Source organism: Pelagicoccus mobilis, from assembly GCF_016595505.1.
Lineage (GTDB): Bacteria > Verrucomicrobiota > Verrucomicrobiia > Opitutales > Opitutaceae > Pelagicoccus > Pelagicoccus mobilis.
Map to the genome: position 1 here is coordinate 1 of NZ_JAENIL010000020.1, position 15539 is coordinate 15539.

The 15539-nt window shown below is 51.6% G+C and carries 9 protein-coding genes; 3 read left to right on the top strand and 6 right to left on the bottom strand.

Annotated features, from left to right (window positions below):
* Window positions 1-742 precede the first annotated feature (742 nt).
* The gene (locus JIN87_RS11965) at window positions 743-1747 is read left to right on the top strand and encodes a VPDSG-CTERM sorting domain-containing protein (protein ID WP_200355803.1); all 1005 of its coding nucleotides are present in this window, start codon (window positions 743-745) and stop codon (window positions 1745-1747) included.
* 827 nt (window positions 1748-2574) lie between these two features.
* Here JIN87_RS11965 and JIN87_RS11970 read toward each other — a convergent pair.
* The 4 genes from JIN87_RS11970 to JIN87_RS11985 all read right to left on the bottom strand — a co-directional run bounded on the left by JIN87_RS11970 (window position 2575) and on the right by JIN87_RS11985 (window position 5135).
* Window positions 2575-2820 carry a hypothetical protein gene (locus tag JIN87_RS11970; protein ID WP_200355804.1) on the bottom strand — a complete coding sequence of 82 codons (246 nt, stop codon included), beginning with the start codon at window positions 2818-2820 and terminating at the stop codon, window positions 2575-2577.
* A 21-nt stretch (window positions 2821-2841) separates the two neighbouring features.
* On the bottom strand, window positions 2842-3462 hold the full coding sequence (locus tag JIN87_RS11975; RefSeq protein WP_200355805.1) for a hypothetical protein: 621 nt from the start codon (window positions 3460-3462) through the stop codon (window positions 2842-2844).
* 5 nt (window positions 3463-3467) lie between these two features.
* Window positions 3468-3623 carry a hypothetical protein gene (locus JIN87_RS11980; RefSeq protein ID WP_200355806.1) on the bottom strand — a complete coding sequence of 52 codons (156 nt, stop codon included), beginning with the start codon at window positions 3621-3623 and terminating at the stop codon, window positions 3468-3470.
* 348 nt (window positions 3624-3971) lie between these two features.
* Entirely contained in the window at window positions 3972-5135 is a 1164-nt protein-coding gene (locus JIN87_RS11985; protein ID WP_200355807.1) for an AAA family ATPase, read from the bottom strand.
* Window positions 5136-5344: 209 nt separating this feature from the next.
* On the opposite strand from JIN87_RS11985, the gene JIN87_RS11990 reads away from it, so the two are divergent.
* On the top strand, window positions 5345-6871 hold the full coding sequence (locus JIN87_RS11990; RefSeq protein ID WP_200355808.1) for a DEAD/DEAH box helicase family protein: 1527 nt from the start codon (window positions 5345-5347) through the stop codon (window positions 6869-6871).
* Entirely contained in the window at window positions 6762-10223 is a 3462-nt protein-coding gene (locus JIN87_RS28245; protein WP_325176382.1) for a helicase associated domain-containing protein, read from the top strand. Before JIN87_RS11990 ends, JIN87_RS28245 begins: the two co-directional genes overlap by 110 nt.
* An 873-nt stretch (window positions 10224-11096) precedes the next feature.
* Here JIN87_RS28245 and JIN87_RS12025 read toward each other — a convergent pair.
* The gene (locus JIN87_RS12025) at window positions 11097-12449 is read right to left on the bottom strand and encodes an efflux transporter outer membrane subunit (protein WP_200355809.1); all 1353 of its coding nucleotides are present in this window, start codon (window positions 12447-12449) and stop codon (window positions 11097-11099) included.
* A 25-nt stretch (window positions 12450-12474) separates the two neighbouring features.
* Window positions 12475-15537: an efflux RND transporter permease subunit gene (locus JIN87_RS12030; protein ID WP_200355810.1), complete on the bottom strand. Its 3063-nt coding sequence runs from the start codon at window positions 15535-15537 to the stop codon at window positions 12475-12477.
* Between the last annotated feature and the right edge of the window lie 2 nt (window positions 15538-15539).

Consider the following 15539-nt stretch of genomic DNA (forward strand, 5'->3'; position numbering starts at 1 on the left):
CCTTATGCTTCATGTAGAAGCCGGCAGCAGCTGAGACGCCCATCGTCAAAAGGTCTGGAGAAATATCGAATGCCATAACACGAACCAATACTGGCAGTCGCAGGCGACTGTTCGAGGCAACAAGTTCACTGCCTTCAACCAAGTTTCACTGTCGGCGAATTATTACCCTTCGGGCTGCGTTACAGCGCAGGGTTTCGAGATGGCGCGCACAACGCCAATGGCCCACAGCGCAGTTTTTTTGAAAGGCGTTTTTTCTGGGGACCGTTTTTGCAACCTGCCAAGCGGCGAGCGTTATTGGAGGACGGCGGAGCGAGCCGGTCAAGGTGGAGGCGAGCTTTGGCGAGCACTACCTTGAGGGGCGAACGGATGCGGCCAGACTGGGAAGCGACCATGGAGAGGTGACCTTTTAATGCGGGCGGCTGATAGCAAAGCTACGAATTAGACGCATAAATTTGGGTTGAAGTGCCTAGTTGGGTATTTGTAAAAACTGTAAAATCATCAGGATTATTTACAGGTACTCAGTCTTCTGGAAGCTGTGAGTAAATTAATCAGGAGAACCCAAAGCTTCACAAAGCACCACTCCTCAAGGGCTTCCACTTCAGTGAGCATCTACCCCTAGGTGTTTAGCCTACTTGTGGCACTGGTTCTGCTAATGGGAAGGCAAAGACTATTCCAAAACTAACTCTAACTGCTGGAGTAGGAAAAGAATGGAACCTAAACGAAAATAAAGAGCACCACCTCTATGAAAATCAAAACGATGATAAGCCGCCAAGTGACCAACGCAGGGCAACGAAGTATGCTTCCTGTTCTCTCGGGAGCCATTATTTTGGCCACTATGTTTAGTGGCGCTACTGTCACGGCTGTTCCGATTTTCAAAGCAGACGTCAGCGCCAATTTAGTGCGGCCGACGACAGGAGAACCTGGTTCGGTCTTCTATAGTCAGAGTAACAATCTCCCTGGCCCGCCCACCGCGAGCGGCTTCGGAGGCGTTAACAATAGCCTTGGCCAGGATGATGAGAACCTCTATGGCGGAAGCACTTCAGGCAGCCAAACTTACGGTGCAGGTGTTTCATGGGGCGAGGGATCGGCTAATAGCAATGTTGGCTCGCCTTACACGTTTCTCCTTCCTCCCTATGATGGAAGTCTTACCGGTACAGCCTGGGGTGGTGCAACCGCCAACGCAAGCCTCGACCTCGACCTGACTGGTGCTCCTCATGGATCCAGCGTCGAGGGTCTAGCCAACGGCGCAGTCGGAGGCTACACCTACGACGGCTCCGACACTGCCGGCCCCAACGGGAAGTACACCTTTAATGTGGAATTCGACATTAATGCAATGGTCGCGGGCGACGTTGTAGACGGAGCGGTTGGGATTCAAGTAGACGCATTCAACTCCACAACAGGCGATTTGTTTTCCAGTCTTTTTAACCCGAGGGTGAGCGGCACTGGGATCAACGGCTTTGTCGACATGACCGAAGAAACGCGGATTGACGGACTGGGCGACGCCTGGACGTTCTCGCTATCTGCGGCGGACATTCTCGCCGGCGGCGGTTCCATTAACGGAAGCTACACCGCGGAGTTCGACTTTTGGATACCAAACGATCCCGCTACGGCAAATAGCATCATCCTCACGATCGATGCTTTTGTTTTAGGTGAAGCGACAGCGGTCCCTGATACCGGCAGCACCCTAGCATTCCTGGGACTAGGCTTCCTAGGACTCGTGGGAATGCGTCGCAGGTTCGCGAAGTAGATTGGACTGTATAAGAATTTTGGAGTCACCTTGTTTGAGGTGACTCTTTTTTTTTGCCAAGACACAGGCGAATCGACGCACGAGGGGTGCGTAAGCGCCGACGGCGGCGGGCGAAGCGAGGCCTCCAAGAGCGCGGGGCCACCGCGCCCGAATGGGTGGCGGGGGGAAGGTCCCTGCTTTACTCCTGTAGGCAGGGGCCGCCTGGAACTGCCAAGCGATCGTGCCCAACGAGCGAATACCGAAAAGGCGAAAAAGCGACGACTCACCAAGCACCCCGGGCGGGGGCGGGGAAGCCCGCACTAATCAGGACTGAGCAACGCGAAGGACGTCTCTTTCGGCTCGGCTGCACTCGACTCCCCTTCCTAGCCGGGACCCGGGTGGCTAGGAACATCTCAATGCGATAAGAGCCGAAAAGCTAACAGCGTGGAATCGCCTTGGCGATGGTGACTCAACAGAAACCGCGAATGCTGGCGACCAGCCAGCGGAGCAACGGAGCCGACCTTTCCTGGATGCGTACAATACGACATTATGTGCCATCTCGTGACCGAGTCGCAGGCATACCTGCCAAGCGAGGATGAGCAGCGCGTGAACGAAATGGACATAATGTCAGGTTGTACGGGCGAAGCCGTACAGGAAGGATGCAGCTTCGTGTGACAGCTCTGCTGGCACTCAAGATGCAAGGGCGGTGTAGTTGCGTTACGGTGACAACCGATGAGCGGCGATGTTTGGAGTTAAGCGGGTTGAGTGAGCTTGGCGAACGATGGGGGTAGCTTCGAGCCCGCCGAGCAGTGGTAGTGGCAGCTGTAGTCGTAGCTGAGGAACGAAGCTTAGACGGTTGCTGCTGCTAGCTCTGCGAACGGGCGACAACGGAAGGCGTTGAATGGAAGTTGGGCGAGCAGTCGCTGACGGTCTCGAGATCGCAGCGGAGTGAAGCGTTCCGACAACTGAGCTGGGTGAGCTTGCGAAGTCTGCGAAGGCGGAGGATAGCGGAACGTAGCGAAGAGATCGAACCGGCAGCGACTGCGGGTGGAGTCGTGTTGGGTGGAAGTTGTCGCGGCAGCGTCGACGACCAACGCGAGTGAGGGGTTGTTGACCTACGGGAGGACGTAGGACTTATCCGCTTCCCGCACTCTGAAGTAACCTTTGATACAGTTGGGATTCCGGACGCAGATTTGGATGTGGTTCCTTTCCTTCATCGTTGTTCCTGGATAAAGCTCTTTCCCTTCCCAGAAGACGCCCCGGACCGAATCGTATGCGGGAGATTCGTTTGCTTCACGGATCTGGTGAAGCATCTCGAAAGCAGCGCAATCGAGATTTCTCCGGAGGCTGTCTTTGCCCTCGGGAGGGTTTTCGTTTCGTGGCATTTCTCCACCCACCGCTTCGACGCTTTTGGCGAGCAGATTGTGGGCTTCCTTGACTTCGGAAAGAGCTGCTGAATCGAGCAGATTCAGGCAATGCCCCAAATCTATGACGGCTCCCAGAACGAAGGGCTTATCGATCTTCGAGGACGAACCTCGTTTGCCTCGCATTCCGTCCTTAGCGTATTGGAGGGCTCGCTCTGGGTTGTTTTCCCAGAAGTAGATGCCATGACCGAGCCAATCGTAGACATTCTCGCTCTTACGAAGCTGGGAGGTTCCCTCAAGAACTTGACTGGCAACGGATTCGTCGCAGCCGTGAAATCCTAAGACTAGGCCGGGAAGAGTCGAATAGAGCATGCCGACTAGCGGTAGTTCGCGGTAAGCTTGCCCTTCTTGGTGTAGATGCCTGCCTTGACCAAGAACGCCAGAGCGGATTCCTTGGAGGCTGTCACCTTCTTGGTGAGAGCTTGGGTCTCCTTGGAGCGGTTGGCTACTTTCTTGGGCGATACGCGAGTCATGTTCCTAAAATCGTCCAGTCTATGCCCTGAATCAAACCTTTTGTCGGACAATGTATGACAAGAGGCGTGATACCGTCTACAAACAGTGACTGGGCTGGGATTCTGTGAGGAGGGAATAAGTTTGGCAATCATATGGGGACTGGCACGGCGAAGCCTAAGCTCGCGGAGCGTGAAGGCTGCGGAGATGCTTCGCATCCATGCCAGGCTTCTCCTTGAGATTCGCCCTGCGAGATTAGGCGACTGAGGCCCTAAATGAGACAAGTCTAGGCGGTGTCTCTGTCTCCCCCTTAAAAGGGGGGAGAGACTAGAGACAACTGGCGATTCTTGTAGTTAGTATCAGTGGCGAGACTACTTCTTTGAAGTCTGGTACTCGCCGCTTTCCAGCTTCTCGATGTAACCTTTTTCGAGAGCTTCAGCAACTCTACGAGCCGCGGTGCAGCGAGCACAGCCGTGTTCCTCCATGAGACCGCTAAGAACGTCGGTGTACCGTTTCTGCGTTTTACCAATCGTGTCGATGACGTCCTGAATGCTGATCGACTGACCGCGTTGCTTGCCCTCGACGTCGTCCCTCCAGGTTTGGAGGTCAAACTCCAGATCGATGCCGTAGAGCATCGTATCGTCGTCAAGCTTAAGGCCAATAGGATCGAATGGCTTCGAGTCGTTACTTTTTCCGCAGCTGACAATAATTCGGCTGTGGTCGTCGGGATCCGCAGGGGCGATGTTGATTTGCGAGCGGGAGCCCGAGTAAAGGGCTTTCGAGCCGAGAGCGAAGTTTCCCTTATCCCACCCTACCGCTTGAGCGATGTTTGCCCTGCCTGTACGGCCATGGTGGACAATCACAATCGCTGTCATTGGATTATAACGACGGCAGACTTTCGTGATTTCTCGCAAAGTGAAACGCACGTCAGCATCCTTGTTGATGTCGCCCACATGAACCTCGCCGTAGGGGTCGATGTAAACGACATCTGGATTGACGCGTTCAAGCGTATCCAACCACTTGCGACGGATTTCGTCTGAACCGAGATGAATAAAAGCGTCATCAATCTCTCTGATGACATGGAAGAAGATTTGAGAGTCCACCAACTCCCTCTGTTCAGAAGACAGGCTCCGCGTCATTTTCATGTATTCGGACTTCTGGCGATAGATAGAGTTCTCCGTCCCTATGAGAAGGTGCTTCAGTGGCTTGGGATGCGTTTTAAGTCCCGCAATACTCCAGCCAAGGATCTGCGAAATAGCGATCTGCATGGTGACACGGCTCTTTCCAGTGCCCCCCTGCCCGATCACAGTTGTTAGCTGGTTCAAGGCGATTACTCCATCTCCCAGCACATTCACCTTCTCCGGGACCTTCTCTCGACGCAACTCGCCACCTGAGAGAACAGAGAACGGCTTCGGTAAAGGGTTGATCTCATTCTCAAGCGCATGAAAGCCGGGGTCTTCAATATGGCTCCAAACTTCGACGAGGTTTTTAGTTTTTTCTGTACCCTGATTCTGAGGGGGCAGTGTTTGATTCATAGGATTCCAATGCTAAGGGTTAATAGGGTTGGCCGCTCTGCACCTGCAGGTAGACACAAAACCAACTTAACACGGAGCATAGGACACCTACTGTCCGAGATCATGAAGTAAGATAAATTTTTCTTCACCATTCTCCAACGATTAAGTATTTAGACTTAGAATCACTCTCCTACCTGCTGTAGTTCCAGTTATCCACCCTTCCAGTCCCAATGCCTTCAAAACACCCATGGTCCCAACAATTCAGGAATCTCAAATTGTTGGAGGCAGTAGATTCATTTCGAGGATTTGAGCGCAAAGTAGAAAATCTACCGACCCCACAAGAAAGAGGAGACGCGTTCGAAGTATTTGCCGAAGCCTACTTTGCCACCCAGAAGACTCAACAAGCAGAAAACGTCTGGCCATATAACGCGATCCCCTACCGCATACTGGAAGAACTGAACCTTCCGTCAAAAGACAAAGGCATAGACGGACTCTTCGAAGACAAGGCAGGTCATCGCATCTCTTACCAGGTCAAATTCAGAAGCGGCCGTCCTTCTCTAACGTGGTCTGAACTATCTACGTTCTACGGCCTTTCAGATTCTGTCGGATTCAAGCGAGTATTCACCAATTGTGACAAGATTTCAGATACAGCTGAGCAAAGATCTGGAGCCTCCTTCATTCGCGGAACTGATCTTGAAGAGCTAACTCAAGCAGATCTCCAAACAATAAGTAATTGGATTTCGGGCACACCAGTACAGACGAAACCAAAGACACCGTACCCATACCAGGAAGAGGCAATATTTGACATCCTCGGCGGCTTGAAAACAAACAGTCGCGGGACCGCCCTCATGGCTTGTGGATCCGGAAAGACGCTAATTGCCCTTTGGACGGTCGAGCACCTAAAACCGAAGTACGTTCTCGTGCTCTGCCCATCTCTCGCACTGATAAGGCAAACACTCCATGAGTGGTGCAAAGAAACCACTCTGAATGACTTTTCATACGTTTGTGTCTGCTCCGATAAGAGCGTCGCAGAATCGGACGGACTCGTTGTGCTACCATCGGAGCTGGATTTCCCTGTCACTCTTCATTCTAGCCAGGTTAGACAATTCATCGAATCTGACAGAGACAGCACCAAGTTCATTTTTTCCACGTACCAATCCAGCCACGTAGTCATGGATTCCCTACCGATCGGGTTTAGCTTCGATGTCGCCATATTCGACGAAGCCCATAAAACCGCGGGACGTTCTGGTGCAAAATTCTCAACAGGATTATCCGACAACAATATCCCGATCGACAAGAGGGTATTCTTCACTGCGACGCCACGACACTATGACGTATCCAAACGGGACAAGCATGGAGACGCTAAGAAAGTCTTTTCTATGGATGACACGGATACGTACGGTCCCGTTGTCCACAAACTATCGTTCAGCAAGGCTGTATCGATGGATCCGCCAGTGATCACTGGATACAAAGTCGCCATTTCTGTTGTAACTCAGGATGACGTCGACCGAGAGATAATCAGGCAAGGAATCGTCATGGTCGATGGGGACTCCGTACAAGCTAAACTGGTTGCCCATCAGCTAGCACTGAAGGCAGCCGTTAATCGGTACGGTGTCAGCGTTTCACTCAACCGTGAAGTCCGCAGACGTGTTCACAGGAAGCGGAAACGAGAGCATCGCCACTCACCTACCAGAGTTTCATTGTATGCATATCAACGGAAAGATGAGGACGGCCCAAAGAAGCAGGCTACTCATTGATTTCGCTGAAGCCGACAAAGCGATCCTCTCAAACGCTCGGTGTCTGACAGAAGGTGTCGATGTTCCAGCTGTCGATATGGTCGCGTTCCTCTCACCCAGGAAAAGTGTGGTTGATATCGTCCAGGCAACTGGTCGGGTGATGAGGAAATCGGAAGGCAAAGAAATTGGGTACGTACTGATTCCAGTATTTCTGGAGCGAGCGAAAGGAGAGACTCTCGAGGAGTCCGTACAAAACAGCGATTTTCAAAACGTGTGGAATGTCCTCAATCAGCTTCAAGAACACGACGACCTTCTCGAGCATACCATACGAAAGCTGAAACGAGATGAAGGTGAAACCGGCCATTTCGATCCTTCATCCCTTAAAGAAAAGATCGAGGTCCTAGCAAATGAGATTGATCTGGATTCGCTTCAGAAGGCTATAACTGCGGAATGCGTACGAACAGTCGGAGAGTCGTGGTTCAAGCGTTACGGCCAACTTATCGCGTACAAAAAAGAACACGGGGACTGCAACGTTCCTGCACGCTACGACAAAGTAAGTGGATTTTCTACCTGGGTGGTTTATCAACGAGTCTACCGCAACAAAGGAACACTCGAAGCAGAAAAAATACGACTGCTTGATGAGGTTGGGTTCAACTGGGATCCACGAGGCGAAAAATGGAATGAGCGATACTCCGAACTGGTCGACTACAAAGCTCGATCTGGAAATTGTAGAGTCTCTCAAACCTGGAAGGAGAATCCCCAACTCGCAAAATGGGTAGGAGGGCAAAGAAAAGACAGAAGAAATTGCATCATGCCTCAGGAGCGAATCGACCTTTTAGAAGATATAGGATTCGAATGGACTATTCCTACCGGCACTTGGGAAGATCGGTTCGCTGAATTGGTCGCATATAAAGAAAAGTTCGGTGATACGCGCGTTCCAGCGCAGTGGGAGGAAAACCAATTGCTGGGACAATGGGTAGCGAGACAACGATACCATAAAAGGAAAGGTATTCTATCACAGGAGAAAATAGAAGCACTCGAACAGATCGGTTTAGAATGGGATCTGAGAAATGCCGCAAGTGAAGAAGCAAACGAGCTCCACCTGAAGAAGCTTACAGATTTCCACAAGGAGAACGGTCATCTAAGCCTCGAGAACAACAAAGAAAACGCCGCCACCTTGGCTTGGCTACGCAGCCAACGACAAAAAAGCAGAGACGGCAGTATCGATTCCGCAGTCCAGTCAACTCTCGACAGCTTCGGATTCGAATGGGAGAGCCGGAACAAGCGGATAGATGCGGGATGGGAGGACCGATACCTAGAAATCCTCGACCTACTAACGAACCCTGATGAAGTCGGAAAACTAAGCCAAGCACAAAAAGATTGGCTAAGGCGACAAAGAGAAAAAATCAGAGAAAACAATATCTCAGAGGATCGAAAGCAGCAAATCTTAGAGCTAGAAGAAATCAGAAAGGCCTCAAAGCCCAAAAACCGTACAACAGGAAAGACTCCTGCTGAAATATTGGAGAGCTGGAATGACTGCTACTCAAAACTCGACTCAGCACATAGAGAACGCGGAAATTACCTGTACTCGTTTATCGACTACAAAGATGAAGCACTCGAATATTGGGTGTCCAAGGTCAGGAAGGCACAAAGAGGTCGGCGACTGGATTACGACCATCGTTCAATGCTAGACGCCATAGGATTTCACTGGGACACGAACGAAGCCTTGTGGCAGATCCAGTTCCTGAAGTTTAAAGACAAAAGCGTAGACCCAAACGAACTCAATTTATGGATACGCTATCAGAGGAAGCAATTTCGCGAGAACAAGCTCCCCTCTCACCGTCAGACGCTCTTAGAGAATGCGGGAATTGAGTGGGATCCATATGACGCCCAATGGAGTGAAATGTATGAAGAGCTCCTTTCGTACACTACCCCAGAAGGAAGCCTACCACCTATCACTAGGATCGAAGACGAGAGAATTCGAAACTGGGCTACCACTCAACGTCGCCTGAAAAAGAGAGGCAAGTTGCAGTCGTCACGTGAACGGAAGCTTAACGATATCGGGTTTCAATGGAAAAATGAAGCACCGCAAATTGATCACGCTTGGCTCACGATGCTTTCGAAACTCTCAGATTACTTTGACGAAAACCAACACTTCGAGGTCTCTCAAACGACTGACAGACAGCTTTCCTCTTGGATAAGCTATCAAAGAAAGAAACACAGCGAAGGCACGCTTACCGAAGACAAGATCGCCTTATTGGAAGAGATCGATTTCCCGTGGTCAAACGACCAGAGCATAGCAAAGGAGATCGAGTGGAACGCTATGTTCATGGAACTTCTCAACTGGAACACAGCACACGGTGGTTGCTCATTTGCCGAGCTCAATAACGCAGGGAAAGGCACATTGGTGCGGTGGTTGAAATACCAATTGAAGAAAAAAAGCGATGGAGCACTTACAGAACAACAAGGGAGTCTGCTCGGTTCACTGAGTATAATCCAGAAGGATGCTCACAGCGAAAAATGGGATGTGATGTATACAAAACTCCATGACTACAAGGAGGAATTTGAGAATTGCTTGGTTCCTGCAAAATGGGAACGAGACCCTGAACTCGCCCGCTGGGTGCGAACCCAACGCCAATCAGCCAGAAACGGGAGCCTAAAAGACGAAAGACGGGCAAGACTCGATAACATCAATTTCGAATGGCAAGTGCTACCGAGCAACGAGCCTCCCCCATCCTGGAATGAACGCTACGAAGAGCTGAGGATTTTCTACCAAGCCAACGGCCATACTTCGGTTCCCAGAACAACAGCCAAAGGCAAAAGCCTCGCTATGTGGCTATCGAGCCAAAGAGTTGAGAGGAACAACGGGCGACTTAGCAAAGTACAGGAGGACCTAATGAATGAGCTTCAAGTCGACTGGGATCCTGTTGGCAATAGGTGGCTCCAGTTCCTCGAAGAGATGAAGGAGTTTATCCAAGAGAATGGACACTCACGTGTTCCTCAAAAAAGCGAACTAGGGAGGTGGGCACACAGCCAAAGGCAATACCGAAAGAAAGCGATGCCGGTTATGCAGGAACGTATCCCGCTTTTGGATGAAATCGGCTTCGAATGGGAAATAAAACCTTCGACCAGATCTTGGGATGAAATGTTCGAGGCACTTCGTACCTTCAAGGAAGAGCACGGCCATTGCAATGTCCCGCAAAACTGGAAGGAAGACAAACAGCTCGGGAAGTGGGTTAACCACCGGCGAGGAGACTACAAACTTGGAAAGCTAACCGATGATATGATTCACAAGCTCGAATCAATCGGCTTCGTTTGGAATACTCGGCCAAACTACAAGCGAGGGCCGTCAAAACACCCGAGCGTAAGCTGAAATTAGCAGACGAGTCTAGTGTCCCATGATACCTGAAACCTTTGCCAATCCATTGCCAATCTGAAGTTTTTTTGATGCGTCCGGGGTCACTTTTTGGCATTCCCCAATTTTCATATAATTAAGAACAACAACACTTTGTGAAAAACAGTTAATCCTGATTCAACGTTCGAGTCCCCCCCTGAGCACCAATGAAAAATGGCCGCATCAAGCGGCTTTTTTTATGGTCGAAAGGAGTGGGACGAAGAACCCCGAGTGAGCAACGCGAACGAGCAAATGGGTTCGACTGAGCGACCTCAAGGGAGCGAAGATGGGGTAACGCGAAGCGTTAGTCCGAAGGACTTGAGGCGTTCCAGCCTCAACCCAATCCCCCCTGAGCACCAATATATACGACCGCACCAAGCGGCCTTTTCTTTGATCGAAGCCCCCCCCAGGAGAAGAGTCATCCACGAGGTTCAGCCAAACCTTTCGCAGAACTGAAGACTCCAACACACGACCAGTAAAGGTAAGAACCGATACACAAACCGGTCGCCAAGAGCATTCGAAGGAGGGTGAATCGAATCTGGTTTGCGGATGTCTTCTTCATACGATCAAGGGTCTCTATTGTTTCGGAAACTTCGGAGCATTTCTTGAATGGAAAACAACTGTCGCAGTGCTCCTTTCTCCTTACCTCTATGCTAGAAACGTTCCACCTGAGCTTTTTCAGGTTCAAGCCCTTGATAACCAAAACCCTATGACTCTCGCCAAGCCCCCTTCATTTAGCGTAGGCCTAGAGGTATGGTGAACATTATCCAATCTTTCCCTAACCCGAACGGAACGATTGGGAAATTATCCCTATTCGCTCGACGACCAGTTGAGCCTCAAGCAGGTAAAAAACTACCACTTGCCGCCAAGAGCAAGGTGCAGATTCACACGTTGATCCAACTGTAAGCGACGCAAGGAAGCCAAGTTTCCTTGAATGGATATCAGGCGGCGCTGGAAAGTGAATAGATCGAGCAACTCGGATTCGCCTTCCTTGAAACGCAAATCTGCAATTCGGTATGCTTCCGCGCTTTGCTTTTCCGCTTCCGAGAGTTCTCGTATTCTATTCTCCAATACAACTCCTTGATCCAGACCCGCTTCGACTTCTTGAAACGCCTTGAGAGCTGCAGAAGCATAGGCGGCAAGCGCTTGCTTTTGGTCGGCAGTCGCCGCATCGACTTGAGCTTTCCGAACGCCTCCATCGAAGAGTGGAGCAACTAGATTCGCACCTAGACGCCAAGCCACATTGCTCGGGTCCAGAAGGTCAGAGAGAGATTCGGACGCGCCACCGATATTGCTGCTCAGACTCACTCGCGGCAAGCGGGCCGCTTTCGCTTGGTCCAAAGCGTTAAAAGCGGAAGCCAATCTACGATCCGCTGCGACCAAGTCTGGACGGCGCTCCAGAAGCTCCGATGGGATACCCGCCGGAGGCATCCCCGGAACAACTGGCAAGGAATCGCGAACTTCGAGTTCAGCACTCGGATAACGTCCAAGCAGCACCTCCAAAGAACGAGAGGCATCCCGCCTTGCCCCTTCTAGCGTTACCAAACTCTCGCGAGCGCTGGCGAGATCCGCTTTAGCCAAAGCGATATCCTGGGCTGAAGCGACCCCGTTATCCTCCTTTGCCTTCACAATACGAAAGGTCTCTCCGGTGATGCTCAAATTCTCCTCTGCGATCGCGAGCTGGAGGTTCGCCTCGATATTCGCGAAGTACGCTTTAGCGGTCGCAGCAGCGATCGAATGCTGAGTGTAGCGATAATCCGCCTCGGCCGCAGCTGAACTCGCCGCGGCAGCCTGAGCCCCCGAGCGCACCCTTCCCCAAAGATCCAGTTCCCAATCGACTTGGGCGCCAACAGAGAGGGAGCTCGCATCCGCGCTACTATTCTCGGCGATTCCAGAACGAGCAGCTCCTGCACTAAGGCTAACCGCTGGCTTCAATCCGGCACCAGCTTGAACAGCGAGAGCTCGGGAACGCTCCACGGTCGCCGCAGCCGCGCGCAGGTCCTTATTATTGGACTGAGCCTCTTCTACGAGCGTTGCGAGCATGGGATCTTCGAAAGAATCAATCCAGTTTACCTCAACCTCTCCTTGAAGGTTCGCTTCTGCCCACTCCTGCGGCGTATTCCCGAGTTCGCTACGGATCGCATCCTCGACATCCGATTCGATATTCTCTGTCGTTTGACAAGAAACGAGCAACAAAGAAAGCACAGGAAGAGATGTAGTTAAAACTCGGTTACACATTGTCTGATTCCTCAAGGCGAATTCTGAAAAAGAGAGTATAAAGAGCCGGAACAACAACCAGCGTCAGAACAGTTGCAAAGGTTAGCCCGAACACGAGCACCACCGCCATCGACTTAAAGAAGGCATCCAAAAACAGCGGGATAACTCCAAGCACGGTTGTAAGCGTTCCCATCATCACTGGACGCATACGGCTTACGGCAGAGTTCACAACCGCGTCGTAACGCGGAACACCGTTTCGAATTTCGAAATCGATCTGATCCACCAATACGATCGCATTCTTGATCAGAAGCCCTGACAGGGAAAGCAAACCGAGGATCGCCATGAACTCCAAAGGCGTTCCTGTCGCAACAAGTCCAACAACCACTCCGATCAAAGATAACGGTACGGCAAGCCAGATGACGATCGGCTGCCGCAAAGCGCCAAAGAGAACAACCACCACTAAAACCATCGCTCCGAACCCAAGAGGAAGCGTCGATGCCAAGCTGTCGTTGGATTCCTTGGAGTCACCATACTCTCCGCCCCACTCGAGGACATAACCACCTGGAATTTCAATCGCGGAGATTTTCTCCATCATGCGCGCCTGCAGATCGGAAGCCAATTCGCCAGGGAGCGGATCGCATTGGGCTTTGATCGTCCAAGTGCGATCTTCCCGCTTCACAAGTCCATCACGCCAGATCGTCTTGAATCCATCTACCACTTGCTCAACCGGCACAACTCGACCCGTCGTCGAACTCGCAACTAAAACGCTGGTTATATCTTGAACCCCGATTCGTTCCGACTCTGGAGCCCGAGCGATAATTGGAATCAAATCATTCCCTTCGCGATAGGCACCGACCGAGCGGCCAGAGAAATTCGCCTGCAAGGCAACCGCGAGATCCTCTCTCGAAACCCCTGCTTTGCGCCCCTTACTCTCTGAGTAGATCGGCTCGATCACTGGAACCGGTTGACGCCAATCATCTTTGATCGAGAGCGCCCCTCCATCGGCAACCATGATCGCTTTTGCTTCGTTCGCCAAACGTCGAAGAACCGCGGGATCCGGCCCCTTAAAGACGGCTTCGATCTTGGAGCCCCCTCCCGGACCTAACACAAATCGCCAAACCTTCGCTTGAGCATTCGGAAAGTTCGTATCCACGAACGCCTGCACCTCGGGGATCATCACTCCTATGCGCTTACTGTCATCCACCTTGACCAAGAGCTGCGCGTAGGAGCTATTCGGCGACTGTCCATCATAGATGAGCATGTAGCGAAGTCCGCCAGCACCAATCAAGGTCTGCACCGCATCCACTCCCTCCATACCGGAAACGAACGCCTCGATCGCAACCGCATCCTTTCGGGTTCGGTCAATATCAGTTCCCTGCGGCAACCAGAAATCAACTACGAACTGTGGCGAAGTAGATTCCGGAAAGAAACCAGATTTGACGAATTTGAATCCCCACATAGAAGCAAGGAACATTCCAAAGGCCGCGCCCACCACCAGCCATCTAGAGGACAAGGCTCTTCCAACTAGGGATCGGTAATGCCGATAGAAGCTCGCTTCCTCTTTTTCCGAGCTCTGTTGCCCATCGGCACTTTCAGGGAACAACCAATAGCAGAACAAAGGAGTCGCGGTGATAGCGAACAGCCAACTGTACAAGAGCGAGATGAGGATCACCCAAAAAAGATGACCAGTGTACTCCGCAGTGCTTCCGGGCGCGAAACCGATCGGAGCAAAAGCGATGATTCCCACTAAGGTCCCCCCCAGCAACGGCCATTTCGTTTGAGTGACAATCGACTTGGCGATGTCCAGCTTCTTGCTCCCGCGCTGTACGCCAACAAGTATTCCTTCAGTAACTACGATCGCATTATCAACCATCATCCCTAAGGCGATGATCAACGCGCCTAGAGAAATCCTATGCATCGGAATGCCCGACTGCTCCATAGTAAGCAGGGTCGCCATGATCGTGAGAAGCAAAACCGTTCCGATAACGAGAGCTGAGCGGAAGCCCATGAAGATGAGCAACGTCACGATCACGATCACCAAGGCGGCAATGACATTCACCACAAAGTCCTTCACGGAGGCTTCCACGATTTTGCCCTGATGATAGTACTCGTGCAACTCCATCCCAATCGGGCGAAGCCCCTCAGCTTCGGCGAGCTTGGCATCAACTGCTTCCCCCATTTTGACGACGTTAGCGCCAAGAATATTGGATACACCAATCGCCAAGGCGGGCTGGCGATTGTAGCGGAACACCTTCGTCTCTGGTGTTTGAAAACCACGCCAGACTCGCGCCACGTCACTCAGGTAGATCAGCTTCCCTGCGGACGAAGTGGAAACCAGAGTATTGCGAATCGACTCCACCGAATCGATAGCACCGGTTGGATCAATTACGATCCGTTGGTCGCCAATTCTCAAATCACCAGCCGCGACAACTGAATTCTGGGCAGCTAGAACGTTGTAGACGTTGCTGACCGCAACCTCGAGAGCCGCGATCTTCTCGCGCGAAATCTCAACAAATATCGCTTCACTCGCTTCGCCTCCAATCGCAACCTTTGCTACGCCTTCCGCCTTTAGAAGGGTGCTTTGCAGATCCTTCGCGTAACTCCGCAGCTCAGCCAAATCATAGCCCTCGCCGGTCAAAAAGTAATAGAGCCCAAACACGTCGCCAAAATCGTCATTGACGATCGGAGAACCTGCCCCCGGCGGCAACGAACGCTCCGCATCCTTCATCTTGTTGCGAACCTTGCTCCAAATCAGCTGCAAATCGCTCTTCGACTTTGAGAACTCATACTTTATTTCCACCTGAATCTCGGACATTCCGTCCAAGGAAGTGGAGGTGATCGTTTCCACTTCTTGCAGCTGCTGCAGCGCTTTCTCAAGCGGGTCGGTCACCTCTTCGGCAACCTCCAAGGGACTCGCCCCTGGGTAAGGCGTATTGATCTGAGCGATACGGATAGTGAACTCAGGATCCTCGAATCGCGCCATGTTTTGATAGGCAGACCAACCTCCGAAGAAGAAGATCAATATGGCGATGACGCTGAGGAGCTTGTTCTTGATCGTAAATTCGGCAATGCTCATGA